Origin of the sequence: Blastococcus sp. TF02A-26 (assembly GCF_003319125.1) — a bacterium.
In the GTDB taxonomy this organism is placed as follows: Bacteria; Actinomycetota; Actinomycetes; order Mycobacteriales; family Geodermatophilaceae; genus Trujillonella.
In genome coordinates, this window is sequence record NZ_QOHG01000023.1 from 37601 (window position 1) to 55467 (window position 17867).

Sequence of the window (17867 nt, forward strand, 5' to 3'; positions counted from 1 at the left end):
CCCCTCATCCTCGGTGAGCAGATCCATCAACAGCGTGCCGTAGCCCGCCTGCTGCAGGGCGGCGGCGACCTGCTGGTCGCGGGGCTGTGCCGGCTGCTGCCGCTGCCGTGGGCGAACAGCACCAGACCGCGCGCCCCTCGCGAAACGGCGAGGTCATCGATGAGGGACACGGACGAGGTCGGCGCCTCGACCGTGCGGTCAGTCGGCACTGGGATAGGTCTCCATCTCCGCCCCGGACGTGTGGACGTCGTGCAGGGGCGTCAACGCCCGGGACTCGTCGAACCAGCAGAAGGCGTCGTAGCGGCGGCCCAGCACAGTGGGCACGTAGTTGCCCCATCGCTCGGCGCCCGGGTGGTACACGACGCCGACGGCTCGGTGCGCCCGCTCCTCGGCCAGCCAGGTCGGCAGCTCGCGCGGGAAGAGGAACAGCGCGCTGGCCTCGGGCACCGAATCGTGCAGCAGCGCCTCGGTGCTGCCGGGCCGGGCGGGCGGCAGCGGCATCCGCTGCATCGGCGCACCCCAGCTCTCCCCGGCGACCACGCTGCCGTGATGGCTGCCGAAGCCGACGACGACGACGTCGTCTTCGCCGTACCGCTCGCGGGCCAGCTGCCCGAGATTCACCAACCCCCGGTCGGCCATGTCGGTGTACCGCGCGTCGCCGACGTGGGTGTTGTGCTCCCAGACGACCGCCTTGGCACCCGGTCCGTGGTGGTCGAGGAGCCGGTCGAGGGTGTCGGCCATGTGGTGGTCGCGCACGTTCCACGACTCCGTTCCGCCGCGGACCATCGCGCGGTAGTAGGCCTCCGCGCCGGCGGCGACGAGGGCGTTCTGCTGGGCGTTAAATGCCGTGTCGCGGTCCGGCACCCCGTCATCGGAGATCCGCGTCCGGAGGTCGCCGAGCATGGACACGACGGCGTGCTCGCAGCTGGTGGGGACCAGCCGCGTGGCTCGGGCGTAGGCCTGCGGGTCCTCGGCGTAGGGCTCGAAGCAGCGGAACGCCGCCCGGGCCGTCTCGACGTGCTCGGGCTCGTGCTCCTCCAGGTAGCCCAGGATCGCCCGCAGCGAGTCCCAGAGGCTGTAGACGTCCAGGCCGTAGAAGCCCGCTCTCGCCTCGACCGGACGCGCGGCGTTGTGGGCGCGCAGCCATCGGGTGAACTCGGCGACCTCCTCGTTGGCCCACATCCACGTCGGCCAGCGCTCGTAGCCGCGCAGCACCTCGCGGGGGTCCTCGGCGGCGGAGGCCAGCGTCACCGAGCAGTTGACCCGGTAGCAGTCGGGCCAGTCCCCCTCCACCCCGACGAAGGAGAAGCCCCGCTCGCCGATGAGCCGACGGGTGAGCGCGGCCCGCCACGCGTAGTACTCGTGCGTGCCGTGCGAGGCCTCGCCGAGCAGCACCACCCGCGCGTCCCCGACCCGCTCCAGCAGCGGCTCGAGGTCATCCGGATCCCGCAGCGGCAGGGCCTGGTCCCGCACCTGCGCCTCGACCTCGTCCATCCGAGCGCCCCCTCCGGGGATCTTCCATCCCGTGGGCGCCCTACCCCCTGCTCCCGTCGGCATGCCCAGGAGGCGGCTCGTCGGGAACGCGGCGGATCGACGGGCACCTGGAGCCGTGCGTCGGCGTTGCCGTCGCCCCGTCCGGGGTAGGGCCCGGCGAGGACGGCCACCCCGGATGACCCGGTGTGCCCGGAGGAGGAGACCCATGGCCGCGACCATCAAACCCTTCCGCGATCGGACGGAAGCGGGACGCGCACTCGCCGTCCGCCTGGCCGGACACGCCTCCCCCGACCTCGTCGTCCTCGGCCTGCCGCGAGGAGGCGTCGTGGTCGCCGCGGAGGTCGCCCGCCCGCTGGGCGGGAGGTTGGACATCGTCGTCGTCCGCAAGCTCGGTGTGCCCTGGCAGCCCGAGCTCGCCATGGGCGCGATCGCCGCCGTCGACTCCGAGGTCGAGACGATCCGCGAGGAGCGCGTGCTCGGCCAGGTGCAGGTGGACGAGGCGGCCTTCGCCCGGGCCCGGGAGCGCGAGATCACCGAGCTGCGCCGCCGGGAGGACGCCTATCGGCAGGGCCGGCCGCCCACCCCGCTGGACGGCCGCCCCGTCGTCGTGGTCGACGACGGCCTCGCCACCGGCTCGACGATGCGCGCCGCCGTCGCGGCCGTCCGCCGGCAGCAGCCCGCACGGCTCACCGTGGCCGTGCCCGTCGGCTCCCCCCGGGTCTGCACGGCGTTCCAGGACGAGGTGGACGACGTCGTCTGCCTCTGGGCGCCCGACTCGTTCTCCGCGGTGGGACAGGGCTACGAGGACTTCCGCGCGACCACCGACGACGAGGTCCGCGACGCGCTGGCCCGCGCGAGCGCCTGACCGTGCGGGCGCCCGCAGGTCGAGCAGGCGGCACCCACCCGACCCGGCGTAGGCCGCCGTCCGTCGGGTAGGGCAACCAGTGAGGTCCGACGACGGAGAGGCTCAGCGATGAAGGCAGTGGTGTGGCACGGCGTCGGGGACATCCGGCTCGACGACGTCCCCGACCCGACCATCCAGGACCCCACCGACGCGATCGTGGAGATCACCGCGAGCGCCATCTGCGGCACCGACCTGCACTTCGTGCGCGGCACCATGTCCGGCATGGTCGAGGGCACGATCCTCGGCCACGAGGCGGTCGGCATCGTCCGCGAGATCGGGCCCGGGGTGCGGAACCTACGCCCGGGGGACCGGGTCGTCATCCCGTCCACGATCGGCTGCGGCACCTGCTCGTACTGCCGGGCCGGCTACTACGCCCAGTGCGACAACGCGAACCCGAACGGCGCCGCCGCCGGCACCTGCTTCTTCGGCGGCCCGCAGACCACCGGCCCGATCGACGGCCTCCAGGCGCAGTACGCCCGCATCCCGTACGCGAACGTCGGCCCCGTCTGGGTGCCCGAGGAGGTTGGCGACGACGCGGCCATCATGCTGTCCGACATCTACCCGACCGCCTGGTTCGGCGCCCGTCTCGCCGAGGTCGGCCAGGGCGACACCGTGCTTGTGCTCGGTGCGGGACCGGTCGGCCAGTTCGCTGTGACCAGCGCTTTCCAGCAGGGCGCCGGGCGCGTCCTCGTCGTCGACGGCATCGGCAGCCGGCTGGATCAGGCCCGCGCCCGCGGCGCGGAGGCGATCGACTTCAACAGCGAGGACCCCGTGGCCGTCGTGAAGGAGCTCACCGGTGGCATCGGCGTCGACCGGGTGATCGATGCGGTCGGCGTCGATGCGCAGCGGCCGAAGAGTGGGCCCGCCGCTGAGTCCGGTGAACAGCAGGCGGAGCAGTTCGACCAGGAGCGGTCGCAGGTCGCCCCGGAGCAGGCCCCGCAGGGCGACACCTGGGTGCCGGGCGACGCGCCCAGCCAGTCGCTGCAGTGGGCCGTGGAGGCCGTGGCCAAGGCCGGCAGCATCGGGATCATTGGCGTCTACCCGCCGCAGATGACGAGCTTCCCCACCGGTGCGGCGATGAACAAGAACCTCACCGTGAAGATGGGTAACTGCAATCACCGCCGGTACATCCCGCACCTGCTCGACCTGGTGCGCACCGGCGCCATCGACCCCTCCACGGTCCTGACCCAGGTCGGCGAGATGCCCTCGGTGATCGACGCCTACGAGACCTTCGACCAGCGGCAGACCGGCTGGACCAAGGTCGCCCTCGACCCGTCGTCCTGACGACCTTCCCCCGACGAGAGGAGACGCCGTGTCCGGCTCCGTGACCGCCCAGGAGGCGCTCGGCCACCTCGTCGACGTCGGCGACCCCGCCGACAAGGACGCCCTCGTGGTTGCGGCAGAGCAGGCCTGCTACGACAGCGAGTCCGGCATCGCCGAGACCTCGCGCGACCCTCAGCAGGACTGCGGCACGGGCGAGGACCGGCGCACGGTCTTGTCGGACGCTCCGGCGGTAGCCGCAAACGAGGAGGAACGGTCTGAACATCGACAGGTCGCACGTCGTCCAGGTACTGCGCGCCGGCGGTCGAACCGACCAGGCACGTCGAGCCGAGGAGGTGCTGGACGTGGAGGTCGACACCGTTCGCGATGCCGACCTCCTCCGCGAGCTCGGTATCGACCCCGACAGCCGGGCGCAAGGCGGCGGACTGGCCCTGCGCTGATCCTCCAGCCGACGGCAGCCCTGTCCCCAACACCACACCCGGAGGTGTCCATGGCCGCTCACGCCGGCGAGAAGGCGCAGAAGACCGGCGACTTCTACTGCGCCCACTTCAGCGAGAAGGTGCACGTGACGCAGGGGGACGAGATCCCCCCGTGCCCCAACGGGCACAAGACGTTCGAGACCCGCCGCAACGAACCGGGCAACAAAAGCTGACGCGGAACCGAAGTGCCGTCGCCCACGCCGGCGTCGGTTCGGACGGCGCCCGAGTTCGGCGCACCCCTCGCGCAGGTGGTCACCCACCTTCCGGAATTCACCGGCCACACCGCCGCGACAACCGGGAGCAGGCGCCTGACAGGGAAGAAGCCCATGACGACACCGCCGACCCCGGCGCCGCAACCGCCCTCGCCTTTGCCTTCCCCGATCCGGTCTCGCCACCCGGCCCCGCGCCCGTGCCGCAGCCGGATCCCACCGAGCCGATTGCCCCGGCACCGACCGCCCCGCCTCCCGTCTGATCCACGCGACTCATCGAGAGCCCGGGAGACCTTCATCCGGAAGGGGCGGCACTGCGGCTCCGCGGCGGTACCGCCGCCGCCCGCGGCGCCACCCTGCGCGAGGGTGCTCCTCCGACTCGGACTCTGGACCCCATCTCGTCGCAGACCTCATCAGCGACGGCGGTCCGCCCACGGTGATGCCAGGACTGCGTGAGCCCTTCCAGCGCCGGCCACGCCGAGCACGCCCCCCTGTACGCGGCCCGCCAGCCGAACCCGGGCGATTCCCGACGCGCTCACCATCCGAGGTACGCCAGTACGCCACGAACCGGCGGACGCCCCCGTGACCGGCTCACCGATTCAGCTACGGGTAGGGCATCGAGCGTGCCGGACGTCTCGACCGACCAGTTGCGCCGCTACCGGCGGGCCGCGGACTACCTGGCCGCGGCCATGATTCACCTTCAGGACAACGTCCTGCTCCGCCAGCCGCTCAGCGTCGAGCACCTGAAACCGCGGCTCCTCGGTCACTGGCGCACCTGCCCGGGGATCACCTTCGTGTACGCGGGGTTGAACCGGCTGGTGGATGGCCATCCGCTGAGCCGCCTGCTCGACCGCTGATGCGCCGACCGACCACTGCTCCAGGTGCGGTCACGCACCACTGTGCGCCGCGCAGCATCCGGCGGCTATCTGACGCGCCTCCCCACCGCCCGCCCTCCTGACCTCGACGGGCTCAGCTCGTCTGTGCCGTTGCCGATGCCTGCGGTGGACCGACGGTCGAGCGTGGCCGACGATGCGGCATGAGCGCGTATCGGTGGCTGACAGGGCAGCTCAGTCGGAGACTGGTCTCATGTCGTCGACGACGTCCTCTCCGTCGCGATTGGTGAGCGACGAATTGTGGACGACGTTCGAGACCGTCGTCCCGCGCCAGGAGGTGCCCCTGCATGGGCGTACAGGACGGCCGCGCACACCCGACCGGCAGGTGCTCGAGGGCATCGCCTACGTGCTGACCACCGGCATCGCGTGGACCAAGGTGCCCGAGGACCTTGGATGCTCCGGCTGGACCTGTTGGCGGCGGATGCACGAGTGGGAGAAGCTGGGAGTGTTCATCCAGCTCCATCAGAGCCTCGTCGAGAAGTTCGGAGAACAGGGCGAGCGCGAGTGGTCCCGCGCCGGTCTCGATGCGCTCATGAGACGGATGGGACCAGCGGGCCGCTCGGGGAGTCCGTCTCACGCAGCCTGAGCCAGGCTCGAACGGTGCAGTAACTCGGCGTAGAGCCGCTCGTACCCGTCGGCCATCACGGCGGGGGCGAACCGGCGGCGCGCGGCGGCGGCGCAGTCGGCGGGGTCGATCTCGTCGAGCCGGCGCAGCGCCGCGGCGAAGGCCGCCTCGTCCTCGGGGAGGAAGCCGGTGACGCCGGGGTCGACCAGGGAGGGCAGGCAGCCCAGCGGGGAGGCGACGACCGGCGTCCCCGCGGCGAGCGCCTCGCACACCGCCGTCCCGCCCGGCTCGGGCCAGCGGATGGGGAACAGCACGGCGCGCGACCGGCGCAGCAGGTCGTCCTTCCGGGCGCCGGAGACGCTGCCGATCCAGCGCGCGGAGCCGTCGTCGAGCAGCGGCTCGACGTGCTCGCGGAACCAGCGGACGTCCGGGTAGCCGGCCACCGGGCTCGCCGGGTCGGCCAGCGCCGCATCGAGCGCGGCCCGGTCGGGCTGCCCGCCCACCGGCCCGGCGAGCACGAGCGGCACCCCGGCGGCGCGGCAGGCGCGCAGCGCGACGTCGGTGCCCTTGAGCTCGCAGATCCGCGACAGCACCAGCACCGAGTCCGAGCGCTCCTCACGCGGCACCGGCGGCCCCTCCGGGAGAGGGACGGCGAGCGGCACCGCGCCGAGCGTCTGCCGCCGCAGCAGCTCCGGGCCGCGGGCCACCTGCGAGTCGGACACCCCGGCGTAGAAGACCCGCCCGCCGCCGTCGAACGACGCGTAGAACTCCGCGTTGCGCCGCAGGTCCCAGTGCAGGGTGTGCAGCACCGGCGGCGCGCCCGGGCCGAGCGCGGCGAGCACCGCCGGGCCCACCACCTCCAGGTGGGTGTGCACCAGGTCGAAGGGCGCCCCGGCCGCCGCGTGCCGGCCGATCTCCGCCACGACCGCCTGCGCGTGCGCGTGCGCCACCCCGGTGACCTGCGGGTAGGGCGCGGCCAGCTCCGCGAACCGCCCGGTCGGGAACGCCGCCACCCGGCCGTCGGCCGGCAGCGTGCTCTCCCCCACCGTGGCCAGGACGACGGTGTGCCCGCGGCGGCGCAGCTCCGTGGTGAGCGTGGCGACGACGTTCTCCAGCCCGCCGTACCCGAGCGGGGGCACCGGCAGCCAGGGGCCGGCGTCCATCAGGACCTTCACCGGTCCGCTCCCCGCACCCGCGCGCCGCGGTACCCGGGCACCGTGCGCATCGGCGGCCGCTCCCGGACGCCGACCTCCCAGGTGACCGCCTCCACCGCCGTCCCGGCGCGCACGTACTGCACCAGCCGGTCCTCGGGCACCCCGATGCCGGGGCAGCGGGCCAGCGCGGTCTGCAGCACCTGCCCGGCCATGCGGCCCAGCGCCGCGTCGCTCTGGTGGGAGTGCCGGCGGGTGCCGAGGTCGACCTGGGCCAGCGCGTCGACGCCGGCCAGCTCGGCCAGGTCGATCAGCAGGCCGAGCTCCACGCCGTAGTGCGACACGAACGGCACCTGCTCGAGCAGCTCCCGGCGGCCGGCGTACTCGCCCGACAGCGGCTGCACGAACCCGGACAGGTGCGGCCACAACGCGTTGAGCAGCGGCCGCGCGGTCAGCTCGGTGACCCGGCCCCCACCGGTGGGCACCAGCCCCTCGTGCGTCTGCATCGGCCGGTCGTAGAGGCCCTTGACGTACCCGATCGCCGGATCGGTGAGCAGCGGCCCGAGCAGGCCGACGACGAACCGCGGGTCGAACTCGACCAAGTCCGAGTCGACGAAGACCACGAGGTCGCCGGAGGTCACGAACAGCGACTTCCACAGCGCCTCGCCCTTGCCCGGGACGTGCCCGCGCTCGGGCAGGACGTCGTCCACGTGCACGACGCGGGCGCCGGCCGCCGCGGCGCGCGCCGCCGTCCGGTCGGTCGACCCGCTGTCGACGACGACCACCTCGTCGACCAGCGGCACGGCGTCGACCAGCTCCCGGCGCAGCGCCGCGACGATCGCACCGACCGTCCGCTCCTCGTCCAGGGCGGGCAGCACCACGCTCACCGTGAGGTCCTGCCGGCGCTTGCGCTCCAGCAGCCGGCACGGGTCGTAGTCCCGGGCGGAGAAGGTGCGGCGGTTCAACCAGCGAGCGACGTCGATGCGCATTCGGACCCTCTCGGTCGGGTGCTGCTTCCCGTCCCCGTCGGCCATGCCTACCCCGGAACAGCGCCATCCGTCACCCCGTCGGCGCGCGGCTCACCTGCTCCGACGGCACGATGCGGCCATGGGCATCCGGGTGGGACTGGTCGGTGCGGGCGGGGTCGGGGCCCGCCACGCCCGCGTGCTCTCGGGCTTCGCCGACGTCGAGCTGGCCGGGATCTGGGACGCCGCACCGGGCGCCGCCGCGGCCCTGGCCGCCGAGGTCGGCAGCACGGAGGCGCCGGACCTGGACGCCCTGCTCGGCCGCGGGCCGGACGCGGTGTGGGTCTGCGTGCCGCCGTTCGCGCACGGCGACCTGGAGCTGGCTCTGGTCCGCGCCGGGCTGCCCTTCTTCGTCGAGAAGCCGCTGGCCGCCGACCTGCCGGTGGCCGAGCGGGTCGCCGCGGCGGTCGCGGACGCCGGGCTGCCGACGGCGACCGGCTACCACTGGCGGCACCTGGACACCGTCGCCCGGGCCCGCGCGGCGCTGGCCGGCCGGACGGTGCGGCTGGTCGACGCGCGGTGGTGGGGCACGACGCCGCCGCCGGCGTGGTGGAGCCGCGCGGACCGGTCCGGCGGTCAGGTGGTCGAGCAGGCCACCCACGTGCTCGACCTGCTGCGGGTGCTGGCCGGGGAGGTCGCCGAGGTGGTCGGGGGTGCGGCGCCCTCCACCCGCGAGGGCCGGGACGTGCCCGACGCGACCGCCGCCGTGCTGCGGCTGGAGTCCGGCGCGGTCGGCACGGTGAGCACCTCGTGCGTGCTGCCGGCCCCGACCGCAGCCGGGCTGGAGGTGGTCGCCGACGGGACGTCGGTGCACCTCACCGAGACCGCGCTGCGGGTCCGCACGCCCGGCGGCGACGAGGAGTCCACACCCGCCGTCGAGCCCCGCACCGCCGTCGACCGCGCCTTCGTCGACGTCCTCTCCGGGCGACCCGCACCGCCGGGTCTCGTCGACGTCGCCGAGGCGCTGGCCACCCACCGCCTCGGGTGGGCGGTCGCCGAGGCCACCCGCACCGGGACGACGGTGCGGGTGCCGCGGTGAGCGTCGTCCGCACGCTCGTCGTCCCCCGGGCCGGGGTGCTCGAGGTCGAGGAGACCCCCGAGCCGCCGCTGGACGAGGCCGCTTCCGCGCCGAGACCCTCTACAGCGGGCTGTCTGCCGGGACCGAGTTCACCTGGTACCGCGGCCCGAGCCCCTACCTCGCCTCCGCTGGGACGCCGAGTTCGGCCTGTTCGACCCGGCGGCCGGCGCAGTCGTTCCCGGTGCGGCGGCTGGGCTACATGGAGCTCGCCCGGGTGACCGACAGCCGAGCCGCGGCGGTGGAGGCCGAGGGCTCGGTCGTCGCGATGCGTTCACCCGTCGACGAAGCAGGTGGGGTTGGCGTTCGGTGGGCCACCACGGACGGGAATCTCTATTGCGTGCCGAGCCAGCGGGTGGGCACCGGGTCCCGCGATCACCTGGAGCAAGTCATGGCAGAGAAGCCAGGCACAGTGAACGTGACATCACGGACGACAGCATCCGCGTCCGTCAGCTCAGCCACTACCAGTTCTCGTGGATCGCCCAGGAAGCGGGCGAGGCTGGCGTCTTCACCATGCAACTCGTGACGGACCAAGGGGTGCGGGAAGAAGTTCTCACGGTGTCCGCAGAGGATGCCGACGTCTTGCAAAACCTGCTCAGGCCTAGCGAGGACGTCCACTTCGACGTGGGTCGGCGGGTCCTCATGTTCGGTACGACTCCCGTCGGGAAGTGAGCGTCGCTTCGCGGCGACCCGCACCGAACATGCCCCGCCGTCGGGTTGCGGATAGGCTCCAAGGTCCGAGGGGCGCTAGTGCATCCACGAGGGGCATGGGTGCGCGGATGAACACTTCGTCCGAGGACGTTGTCACCACCGCCCGAGTGCAGCCGACCGACGCCATAGGCCAGTTCGTACCGACCAATCCGCGTCAGCGCGTGCGAGTCGCTGCGCCCAAGACGGCGATGCCCTGACGAGCGAGCCCGATCGGGTCGTCGGTGCAGATTCTGTCGATGCCAAGTCGGGCCATCTGCCGGACCTCATACCGGTTTGTTGAAGACCCCCACGGACGCCAAGAGGCCTAGCGCGTGGACGTGAGCCACCACGCCGGGATCGCGCCGGACGTGTACCGGGTTCAGATGGACGTCGGTCACACCGCGCTCCCGGGCACGCCGGGCAGCGACGTCGCCATCGACGTGGGGCGCGACGATGAGGGCCCCGGAAACCGTGCCGTAGCCGGCGACGGAGGCGGCGGTGAGCAGGTCGAACGACGAGGTGGTCACCCGGTCGGCGCCCGGCCACTGCTTCCTGCGGTGGTCGAGCAGCGCGGCGAGGAGTCTGGCCGTGCGAGCCGCGGCCGCACCTCGGGCCTCGGGCCTGACCTCGGTGACCACGAAAGCGCGCCGCGGCGAGGTCGAGCGCCTCGGCGAGTGTGGGAACGCGAGCGCCCGCCGGGAGCCGGAGCACGCGCAGCTCACCGAGCGTGATCTCCGCGATGACCGGCCCTGTTCGGGCACCGGTCCCGAGGACCTTGCCCAGATCCGGGTCGTGAGCCAGCACCAGCACGACGCCGTCGGCGCCCCCGTCGAGTGCCGTGCGGACGGACTGCAAGGTGTTCTCCGAGTGCGCCCGGGCAGCTCAGCGTCCCCCGGTGGCCGAAGATGCGCATGCCCCGGAGACTCGCGGCCGCTCGAGGCCACGCGATGACGGCGACACGAGTGTCGGTGACCCCTCCGTGAACCACGCAGCGGACTGAACACTGGTGCCCCGGCGGTCCCGCCCGTTCCCGGGCTGCAGGCGGCTCCGAGGTCATCCACCCTTGCGACGGGCGAAGACCAGGCCTGCGACCTCGGCGGCGCCAGCGGCGAGAAGGGCCCGCGCCATCTCACGGAGGGAGTAACCCTCGCTGTAGATGTCGTCCATGACCAGGATGCGGCGACCGGCGATGTCCTCCGGCGCCGGCACCGACAGCGCTGCGCGCAGCTCGCCTTCCGCGATCTCGCGGCGTGCCTGTGGACTGATCCCGAGGAAGCGCCCGGTCGGGCCGGACTTCGCGATCAGGCGGGGGGCGAACGGCCAGCCCGGACCCTGCGCCTGGGCCGCCCGCATGATGAGCTCGAGGTAGTCCCAGAGCCGCTGTGCCCGCGGGCCGACGTAGATGGCCCCGGTCGTGATCACGTCGTAGCGCGCCAACTCGTCGCGGTGCTGCTCCAGGTACCCGACGAGGACGCGGCCGAGGACTTGCGCCCAGGCCCTCTGCTCCTGGTACTTGTAAGCCATGATCACGCGCCACATGTCGTCCGGGTGGTCGCAAATGGTGTGGATCCGGGAGAAGTACCGGTGGTCCAGGTTGCAGACTGCGTTCGGGCAGCGGCCGTCCTCCATGGGCTGTCCGCAGGACGCACACCGGGCACCGGCGACCCCGTCCGTCGTCGCGGTCGCGCACGTGAAGCACAGCGCAGGGGTCGCCGAGTCGCGGTACGGACAGCCGGCACAGGAGCCGAACCCGGCCGGAGCAGGAGTCAGGGCTCGCAGGTCGAACGGCATCTGGCGGCCCCTCTCGCGGCTGCGCCGCTGTCCCCCGACCGGTGGGCTGCGAGGTTAGGGCGTCGGGTCGGGACCCGCGAGCGGAACCGGGACGGCTGCCGCGGACGTGACGTGCTCCGGGCGCCGTGCTGGTCCGCTTCGGTCGCCTGCAGCAGTACCTCCGGTTGCCGGAGGGACGTCCGTCGGGCTTGATGAGGGACCCGCTGAGACACAGCGTCGTGCCTGGGGGTGGTGTGGGTGTCCCTGCGTCGTTCGCTCTGCCTGTACACGCCGTCCGCGGATCCGTCCGGGATGGGCGCCCACATGCTGGATCTGGTCGCGGAGTATGTGGGGACAGCAGAGGTGTCGCTGATGGCGCAGAAGACTTCCCGAGTGGACTGGCTGTTGGAGAAAGCTGCTGCTCTCGGCGCCCGCACCGTGCCGTTGCCGTCCCCGCGCGACCCGCGGTTCGCCGAGTCGATCACCTGCTTCCTGGGCACACACCCGGCTGACGTCTTCCACTGCCATGTCGGCACCGGGTGCGAGGACTGGGACGGCGTCCGGCTCGCCCGCGCGGCAGGGTGCCCGGCCGTGGTGCAGACGCAACACCTGCCCTTCCTGGTGTCGCACCCCCGCAAGCGGCAGGCGTTCCACCATGCGGTCGAGGAGGTGGACCGGCTGATCGCCGTGTCGGAGGGTCTCCGGCGGACCTACGAGCGGATCGGTGTGCCGCCGGAGTCAATCGTCACCGTTCCCAACGGTGTCGCCCCGCTGACCGGCCGCATGAGCCGGAAGGAGGCGCGGCGGGTCCTCGGTCTGGGACCGGACCAGCCGGTGGCGCTGACCATCGGCCGGCTGACGCAGATGAAGGGGCAGTGGCACCTGATCGACGCACTCCCGCCCCTGATCGCCCGCTTCCCCGGTCTGGCCGTCGTCCTCCTCGGCGACGGGCCGCTGCGGGAGTCGCTGCAGTCACGGGCCGCCGCGCTGGGCGTCTCCCGGCACGTCGTCTTCGCCGGGCACCGGCCCGATGCCCGGCGGCTGCTGGCCGCCGCCGACGTCTTCGTCCTGCCGTCCCGGCACGAGGGCATGCCGCTGGCCGCGCTGGAGGCCATGGAAGCGCGCCTGCCGGTGGTGGCCACCCGGGTCATCGGCACTGCCGAGGTCGTCGACGACGGCGTCACGGGGGCGCTGGTGCGGCCCGGGAACCCGTCCGCGCTCGGTGCCGCGCTCGGCCGGTTGCTCGCCGATCCCGCACTGCGCCGTCGGCAGGGCATGGCCGGCCGTCACCGCTACGAGGCCTCGTTCACCCGGGAGCGGATGGCCGCCGAGACGGCCGAGGTCTACGAAGCGGTGCTCGCCGGCGTTGAGGTTGCGGCGTGAGGCGGCTGCGCGTCGGGTGCGTCGGGACCGGCTTCATCGCCGGCAAGCACCTGCACGCCCTCGCCGGGTTCGACGACGTCGAGGTGGTGGCGGTCGCCGACGCGGTACCCGAGCGCGCCCGGCAGGCGGCCGACCGGATCGGCGCCCGCGCCCATGCCGACGGGCTCGCGCTCCTGGACAACGAGGACCTCGACGCCGTCTGGCTGTGCGTACCCCCGTTCGCCCATGGCGCCCTGGAGGCCGCCGCGATCGACCGCGGGGTCCCGTTCTTCGTCGAGAAGCCCCTGGCCACGGACCTGGCCGTCGCACGGACGGTCGCCGACCGGGTCGCCGCGAGCGGGCTGGCCACGGCCGTGGGTTACCACTGGCGACACCTCGGCCCCGTGCAGCGGGCGGCGGAGCTGCTGGCCGGGGAGCCGGCGCAGCTGGTCACGGGCTACTGGCTGGACAAGACCCCGGGAGTCGGCTGGTGGCCGCACCGGGACAACTCCGGCAGCCAGGTGATCGAGCAGACCACGCACATCTTCGACCTGGCCCGCCACCTCGTCGGGGACGTGGCGACCGTCGCGGCGGCCGAGCGGCCCGCCGAGGACGGGAGGGGCGACGTCCCGGCAGCTGCCAGCGCGCTCCTCCGGTTCACCTCCGGTGCCGTGGGCAGCATCTCCTCGGCCCGTGTACTCGGCTGGCGGCACCGTGTCGCGCTGAACCTGGTCGCCGAGGGTCTGGTCGTGGAGCTCACCGAGCGGAGCCTGACCGATCACGAACTCCGGGTGGTCACCGCGGACGGAGAGGACGTCATCCGGTCGGACGAGGACCCCATCCTCGCCGAGGACCGCGAGTTCCTCGACGTCCTGCTGGGCCGGGTGTCGCAGGCCCGCGTGCCGTACGACGAGGCGCTGCGCACCCACGCGCTGGCCTGTGCCGCCGACCGGGCCGCTCGCGACGGGACCACCGTCAGCCTCCTGGGCGAGGGCGCGTGACCGGACAGCGGCCGGCGCGGTCGATCGGCGTCCTCGGCCCGGGCCGGCCGGCGATCATCGACGACGCCGAACCCGAGCCCGGCCCGGGGCAGGCGTGGGTCCTCACCGAGTGGTCCGGGATCAGCGCGGGTACTGAGGTGGCCCTGGTCCGTGGCACCGATCCGCAGCACCAGGTGGGCTGGGATCCCGACCTGCGCACCTTCGGCGCCCCCGGGACGAGGGCCGGCTACCCCATCCGCGGTCTGGGGTACATGGCGGTCGGGCGGGTCACGGAGAGCCGCACGGACGTGCTGGTCGAGGGCAGCCGGGTCGCCATGAACTACGGCCACCGCACCGGCCGGTGCGCCGACCCGGCCACCATGCCGGTGATCCCGGTGCCCGACGACCTCGACCCCCTGCTCGGCATATACCTGGCCCAGATGGGGCCCATCTGCGTCAACGGCCTCCTGCACGCGGCGGCAGCGCTGGCAGGGCCGGCGGCGGGGATCGGCGACGGGGTGCGGGGCCGGCAGGTGCTCGTCACTGGCGCCGGCGTCATCGGGCTGCTGTCGGCGCTCCTGGCGGTACAGCACGGGGCCGCGGACGTCCTCGTCGTCGAGTCGGCGCCCGAGCGCCGCGCAGTCGCCGCGGCACTGGGACTCGAGACCGTCGACGACACCGACCAACCGGTCTGGCTGGCCGTGAAGGACCGGTGGCGCCACGGTCCCGGCGACGCCGGCGCCGACGTCGCGCTCCAGTGCCGAGGCCACGACGTCTCGCTGGCCGGTGCGCTCAAGGCCCTGCGGCCGCAGGGCCTGGTGGTCGACCTGGGCTTCTACCAGGCCGGCGCCAGGGCGGTACGGCTCGGCGAGGAGTTCCACCACAACGGCCTCGCGCTGGTCTGCGCGCAGATCGGCCGAGTGCCCCGGGGCATGACCGACGCCTGGCCCCGGACGGCGCTGGCCGCAGCCACCCTCGACCTCCTCCGGGATCGCGGCCGGGCGATCCGCGACCACGTGGTCACCAGCGTCGTCCCCTTCGAAGAGGGGCCGCGGCTGCTGACCGATCTCGCCGAACGGCGGCTGCCGAGTCCCCCGCTGCAGGCGGTGCTGCGGTACGCCGCCGACTCACCGGGTGCGAGCGGTCCGTGGGACGACGGGCGCGCCCGTGAGTAGCGGCGCCAGGCAGGAGGGAGGGCTGGTGGCGACGGAGTTGTACCTGGTGCGACACGGCGAGGCCGTGGCCAACATCGAGCCGGTGATCGGCGGCATGCGGGGCGACAGGGGCCTGACCTCGCGGGGGCGGGAACAGTGCCGGCTGCTGGAGCACCGGCTCTCGCGCCGGCCCATGCACGTCGACCGACTCGTCTCCAGCACCCTGCCGAGGGCACTCGAGACCGCCGAGTACGTCGCCCGGGCGCTGGGCCTGCCGGTGCTGCACGACGAGGGGCTGCACGAACTCCGCCCCGGTGAGGCCGACGGGCTGACCGTGCAGCAGTGGCGGGACCTGTACCGCGTCGGCGAGGAACCGCCGGGGACGCGGGAGTCCTACCGCGTGTTCTCCCCGGGCGGCGAAAGCTGGGCGACGTTCCTGGCCCGCGCGGGTGGAGCGCTGACCCAGCTCGTCACCCGCCACCGCGACGAGACGGTGGTCGCCGTGTGCCACGCGGGGATCGTGGAGGCGTCGTTCGCGCTGGCGTTCGGCTTGGGGGCGAGTGCGCACCGGGTGGACTGCGCACCGACGAACACCAGCCTCACCCACTGGCGCCACCGGCTCGGACCCTGCGGAGAGCCGCTGTGGACGCTGGTCACGTTCAACGACGCCAGCCACCTGACGAACAGCGTCCTGCCCGAGTCGCCGGCACAGGACGCCGTGCCTCTCCATGGCGACGACCGTGCGGGGACCGGGGAGGAGCGAGCGTCCTCGACAGCACGCCCTTGACCGCCAGGGCGGCTCGAAAGGTCCGTAGGAGTCCGCTGACGTGCGTCCCGGCTGGTCAGCGGCTCGAGCAACCGGTCACGAATCACCCACGAACCCTGGTGTACGTCACAGATGGCGACCAGAACGGCACCACGGCGAGTGCCGGCCGACCGCCCGGCACGTGAGCTCCTCAACCACGGTCAGTCAGCCTCCTCCACCAGCGACTGGTGCAGCTCGCCCACCGGGCAAAGCTGCCTCACCCGGTCTCGCCGGTGTCAGCGTGCGCGGCGCCGACCGGCTTGGATTCCGGCGATCCACGCTGGCGCAAGTACACCGACAACACCGCCATCGAACCGACGGCGAGCATCTCCGACTGCCAGTTCTGGAAGGACCGGTTCCAGAAGTCGGCCTCGCCAAGGTAGCCGACCCAGCTCACCGGGTCCTGCTTCTCGGCGAGCTGCTCGCCGTTGTAGGCGGCCCAGCCGGCCACCGAGGACGCCACCCAGGTGAGGAGGAAGAGCACGCCCATGACCAGGCCGAGCGAGCGGGAGAACAGCGTCGTCCGCCACCCGCCGGCCCGGACCCAGGCCGGGGAGTCAGCGCGGGCGTGCTCGCCGATGCGCTGCTCCTGGTCGGACTCCATGCCCTCGTCGCCGGGCTCCTTGGACTCCGCCGATCCGCGTTGCACCAGCCAGACGGTGGCGAAGATGTAGAGGAAGAACTGCAGGTACTCCGACTGCCAGTTCTCCATGACATCGACGCCGAACGACGACGACGTCACGTAGTCCAGGAAGGAGACCGGCTCCAGGCCGTTGGTGACCTGCTGCGCGTTGTAGTCCGCCGTCCCCAAGATCGCCTGGCCGACCAGGGTGAGGACGAAGAACCCGCCGAACGCCAGGCCGAGGGCGTTGTCCTTGACGAAGCCGCGGCGGCCGGTCATCGCCCCATCAACCCCAGCAGGGTGACGTAGGCGACTCCGAGGAGGATCACCGTCAGGTAGATGACGTACAGCCGGTGGACGCCTCTCATGGCCCCTCTACCTCGCAGTCGTAGGGCGCCTCGCCACGCGACTCGCAGGCGGCCGCCACCACCCGCCAGCCGGTGGGGGTCTCGGTCAGGAACACGGCGTCCCCGGTCGTCCGCACCTGGGCGTTGCTGCCCCAGATCTCCACGGACTCGACGGTGCCGCCGTCCAGCGGTAGCTCTCCGATGACGTCAGGGCAGGGCGCCGACTCGTCGGACTCCAGCGCTTCACGCGTGGCCGGGGCCAGGAGGTCGCACCGGGCGTCCGGCGTCGCGGTTGGGTCGAAGAACGCCGCCGCGACGTCGCGGACGTCGCCGTCCTGCGTGCTCGCACATCCCCCGAGAGCCAGCACCGCCGCCGCGGCGGCCAGCCCTGCGCCCAACACCGAGCCGGTCACGCCGGTCTCCTCTCGCGGGCAGCACGTCCGCCGGCTGGGCTCGCCCGCGTGACCTGCGGCTACCCGTGCGCGGCCGACGGGCAAACGGCCCTCGTCCGGTCGGGCGTCCTCCCCTTCCGCAGTGGTGCCGCTCGGCCGCCGAGCACCGATCAGCAGGCGGACCACCGCCTCGCCGAGTCCACGAAGTCGTCGGTGGCGCGGCGCCGTCCACACGGGAGAGCCGCGACGTGCCCGACGCCACCGCCGCGGTGATGCGGCTGGGCGTCGGGGGCCGTTGCGACGGTGAGCACCTCCTGCGTGCTCACGGCGCCGGCGGCGGCCGGCTCAGGAGTGGGCGCCGACGGGAGGCCCGTGCACCCCAGCGGGACCATGCTGTGCGTGCGCACCTCGTGCGACTTCTGCCTGCCCGTTGACCGTCCTCTCTGGGCGGCTGGGCGCGCTGCCGCCGACCTACTTGTGGTGGGGCCACGCCGGTCTGATTGGAGCTCAGCCGCGCTCCGCACTCGCTGCTTATCTGGTCGGCGGTGCCGCTTGGTCGGACGCTGAGTCTGTTCCCGCATGCGTCCGAGCTGGCACAGCTGCACCCGGCCCGGACTGCACGGCGCCCAATGAGCTGGGACGCTTCGACAGTCGTGGGCGCAGGGCGCT

The 17867-nt window shown here is 73.1% G+C and carries 17 protein-coding genes; 10 read left to right on the top strand and 7 right to left on the bottom strand.

Features of this window, described 5'->3' with window-relative positions:
• Positions 1-198: 198 nt before the first annotated feature.
• Entirely contained in the window at positions 199-1494 is a 1296-nt protein-coding gene (locus DQ240_RS20435) for an erythromycin esterase family protein (protein WP_113841549.1), read from the bottom strand.
• Positions 1495-1699: 205 nt separating this feature from the next.
• Between DQ240_RS20435 and DQ240_RS20440 the strand changes: the two genes are divergently transcribed.
• From DQ240_RS20440 to DQ240_RS20460, 5 genes are all read left to right on the top strand, one after another.
• Positions 1700-2359 (top strand): phosphoribosyltransferase, encoded by a 660-nt coding sequence (locus DQ240_RS20440; protein ID WP_199589431.1) that lies wholly within the window; start codon positions 1700-1702, stop codon positions 2357-2359.
• A gap of 108 nt (positions 2360-2467) precedes the next feature.
• Positions 2468-3682, top strand: coding sequence for a zinc-dependent alcohol dehydrogenase (locus DQ240_RS20445; protein ID WP_113841551.1), 1215 nt, complete (start codon positions 2468-2470; stop codon positions 3680-3682).
• Between the two features lie 487 nt (positions 3683-4169).
• Entirely contained in the window at positions 4170-4331 is a 162-nt protein-coding gene (locus tag DQ240_RS20450; RefSeq protein ID WP_113841552.1) for an alpha helical protein, read from the top strand.
• A 659-nt stretch (positions 4332-4990) separates the two neighbouring features.
• Positions 4991-5224, top strand: a complete 234-nt coding sequence (locus DQ240_RS20455) for a hypothetical protein (protein ID WP_199589432.1) — start codon at positions 4991-4993, stop codon at positions 5222-5224.
• 262 nt (positions 5225-5486) lie between these two features.
• Entirely contained in the window at positions 5487-5846 is a 360-nt protein-coding gene (locus DQ240_RS20460; protein ID WP_158548823.1) for a transposase, read from the top strand.
• On the opposite strand, the gene DQ240_RS20465 is transcribed toward DQ240_RS20460, so the two are convergent.
• Both DQ240_RS20465 and DQ240_RS20470 read right to left on the bottom strand, forming a co-directional pair.
• The gene (locus tag DQ240_RS20465; RefSeq protein WP_113841554.1) at positions 5834-7000 is read right to left on the bottom strand and encodes a glycosyltransferase; all 1167 of its coding nucleotides are present in this window, start codon (positions 6998-7000) and stop codon (positions 5834-5836) included. The genes DQ240_RS20460 and DQ240_RS20465 overlap by 13 nt on opposite strands.
• A complete protein-coding gene (locus DQ240_RS20470; RefSeq protein ID WP_113841555.1) occupies positions 6997-7965 on the bottom strand; it encodes a glucosyl-3-phosphoglycerate synthase in 969 nt (322 codons plus the stop codon). Before DQ240_RS20470 ends, DQ240_RS20465 begins: the two co-directional genes overlap by 4 nt.
• A gap of 118 nt (positions 7966-8083) precedes the next feature.
• Between DQ240_RS20470 and DQ240_RS20475 the strand changes: the two genes are divergently transcribed.
• On the top strand, positions 8084-9040 hold the full coding sequence (locus DQ240_RS20475) for a Gfo/Idh/MocA family protein (RefSeq protein ID WP_113841556.1): 957 nt from the start codon (positions 8084-8086) through the stop codon (positions 9038-9040).
• A gap of 1010 nt (positions 9041-10050) precedes the next feature.
• Here DQ240_RS20475 and DQ240_RS20485 read toward each other — a convergent pair.
• Both DQ240_RS20485 and DQ240_RS20490 read right to left on the bottom strand, forming a co-directional pair.
• Positions 10051-10404 carry a hypothetical protein gene (locus DQ240_RS20485; RefSeq protein ID WP_113841557.1) on the bottom strand — a complete coding sequence of 118 codons (354 nt, stop codon included), beginning with the start codon at positions 10402-10404 and terminating at the stop codon, positions 10051-10053.
• A gap of 415 nt (positions 10405-10819) precedes the next feature.
• On the bottom strand, positions 10820-11395 hold the full coding sequence (locus tag DQ240_RS20490; RefSeq protein WP_158548825.1) for a phosphoribosyltransferase family protein: 576 nt from the start codon (positions 11393-11395) through the stop codon (positions 10820-10822).
• 453 nt (positions 11396-11848) lie between these two features.
• On the opposite strand from DQ240_RS20490, the gene DQ240_RS20495 reads away from it, so the two are divergent.
• The 4 genes from DQ240_RS20495 to DQ240_RS20510 are packed head-to-tail and all read left to right on the top strand — an operon-like array spanning position 11849 to position 15819.
• The gene (locus tag DQ240_RS20495) at positions 11849-12919 is read left to right on the top strand and encodes a glycosyltransferase family 4 protein (protein ID WP_113841559.1); all 1071 of its coding nucleotides are present in this window, start codon (positions 11849-11851) and stop codon (positions 12917-12919) included.
• Positions 12916-13899, top strand: a complete 984-nt coding sequence (locus tag DQ240_RS20500) for a Gfo/Idh/MocA family protein (RefSeq protein WP_199589433.1) — start codon at positions 12916-12918, stop codon at positions 13897-13899. The genes DQ240_RS20495 and DQ240_RS20500 overlap by 4 nt, the downstream gene beginning before the upstream one ends.
• Positions 13896-15053: a zinc-binding alcohol dehydrogenase gene (locus DQ240_RS20505; protein ID WP_113841560.1), complete on the top strand. Its 1158-nt coding sequence runs from the start codon at positions 13896-13898 to the stop codon at positions 15051-15053. The genes DQ240_RS20500 and DQ240_RS20505 overlap by 4 nt, the downstream gene beginning before the upstream one ends.
• Positions 15054-15078: 25 nt before the next feature.
• On the top strand, positions 15079-15819 hold the full coding sequence (locus DQ240_RS20510; protein WP_113841561.1) for a histidine phosphatase family protein: 741 nt from the start codon (positions 15079-15081) through the stop codon (positions 15817-15819).
• A gap of 235 nt (positions 15820-16054) precedes the next feature.
• Here the strand turns inward: DQ240_RS20510 and DQ240_RS20515 are convergent, their stop codons facing one another.
• The gene (locus tag DQ240_RS20515; protein WP_113841562.1) at positions 16055-16738 is read right to left on the bottom strand and encodes a DUF6766 family protein; all 684 of its coding nucleotides are present in this window, start codon (positions 16736-16738) and stop codon (positions 16055-16057) included.
• An 85-nt stretch (positions 16739-16823) separates the two neighbouring features.
• The gene (locus tag DQ240_RS20520; protein ID WP_113841563.1) at positions 16824-17219 is read right to left on the bottom strand and encodes a hypothetical protein; all 396 of its coding nucleotides are present in this window, start codon (positions 17217-17219) and stop codon (positions 16824-16826) included.
• Positions 17220-17867 lie beyond the last annotated feature (648 nt).

What these genes read in the sequence shown, in the direction of transcription:
- DQ240_RS20435 (WP_113841549.1), bottom strand. Translation starts at nt 1,494, where the DNA reads ATGGACGAGGTCGAGGCGCAGGTGCGGGACCAGGCCCTGCCGCTGCGG.
- DQ240_RS20440 (WP_199589431.1), top strand. Translation starts at nt 1,700, where the DNA reads ATGGCCGCGACCATCAAACCCTTCCGCGATCGGACGGAAGCGGGACGC.
- DQ240_RS20445 (WP_113841551.1), top strand. Translation starts at nt 2,468, where the DNA reads ATGAAGGCAGTGGTGTGGCACGGCGTCGGGGACATCCGGCTCGACGAC.
- DQ240_RS20450 (WP_113841552.1), top strand. Translation starts at nt 4,170, where the DNA reads ATGGCCGCTCACGCCGGCGAGAAGGCGCAGAAGACCGGCGACTTCTAC.
- DQ240_RS20470 (WP_113841555.1), bottom strand. Translation starts at nt 7,965, where the DNA reads ATGCGCATCGACGTCGCTCGCTGGTTGAACCGCCGCACCTTCTCCGCC.
- DQ240_RS20475 (WP_113841556.1), top strand. Translation starts at nt 8,084, where the DNA reads ATGGGCATCCGGGTGGGACTGGTCGGTGCGGGCGGGGTCGGGGCCCGC.
- DQ240_RS20490 (WP_158548825.1), bottom strand. Translation starts at nt 11,395, where the DNA reads ATGGAGGACGGCCGCTGCCCGAACGCAGTCTGCAACCTGGACCACCGG.
- DQ240_RS20495 (WP_113841559.1), top strand. Translation starts at nt 11,849, where the DNA reads ATGGGCGCCCACATGCTGGATCTGGTCGCGGAGTATGTGGGGACAGCA.
- DQ240_RS20515 (WP_113841562.1), bottom strand. Translation starts at nt 16,738, where the DNA reads ATGACCGGCCGCCGCGGCTTCGTCAAGGACAACGCCCTCGGCCTGGCG.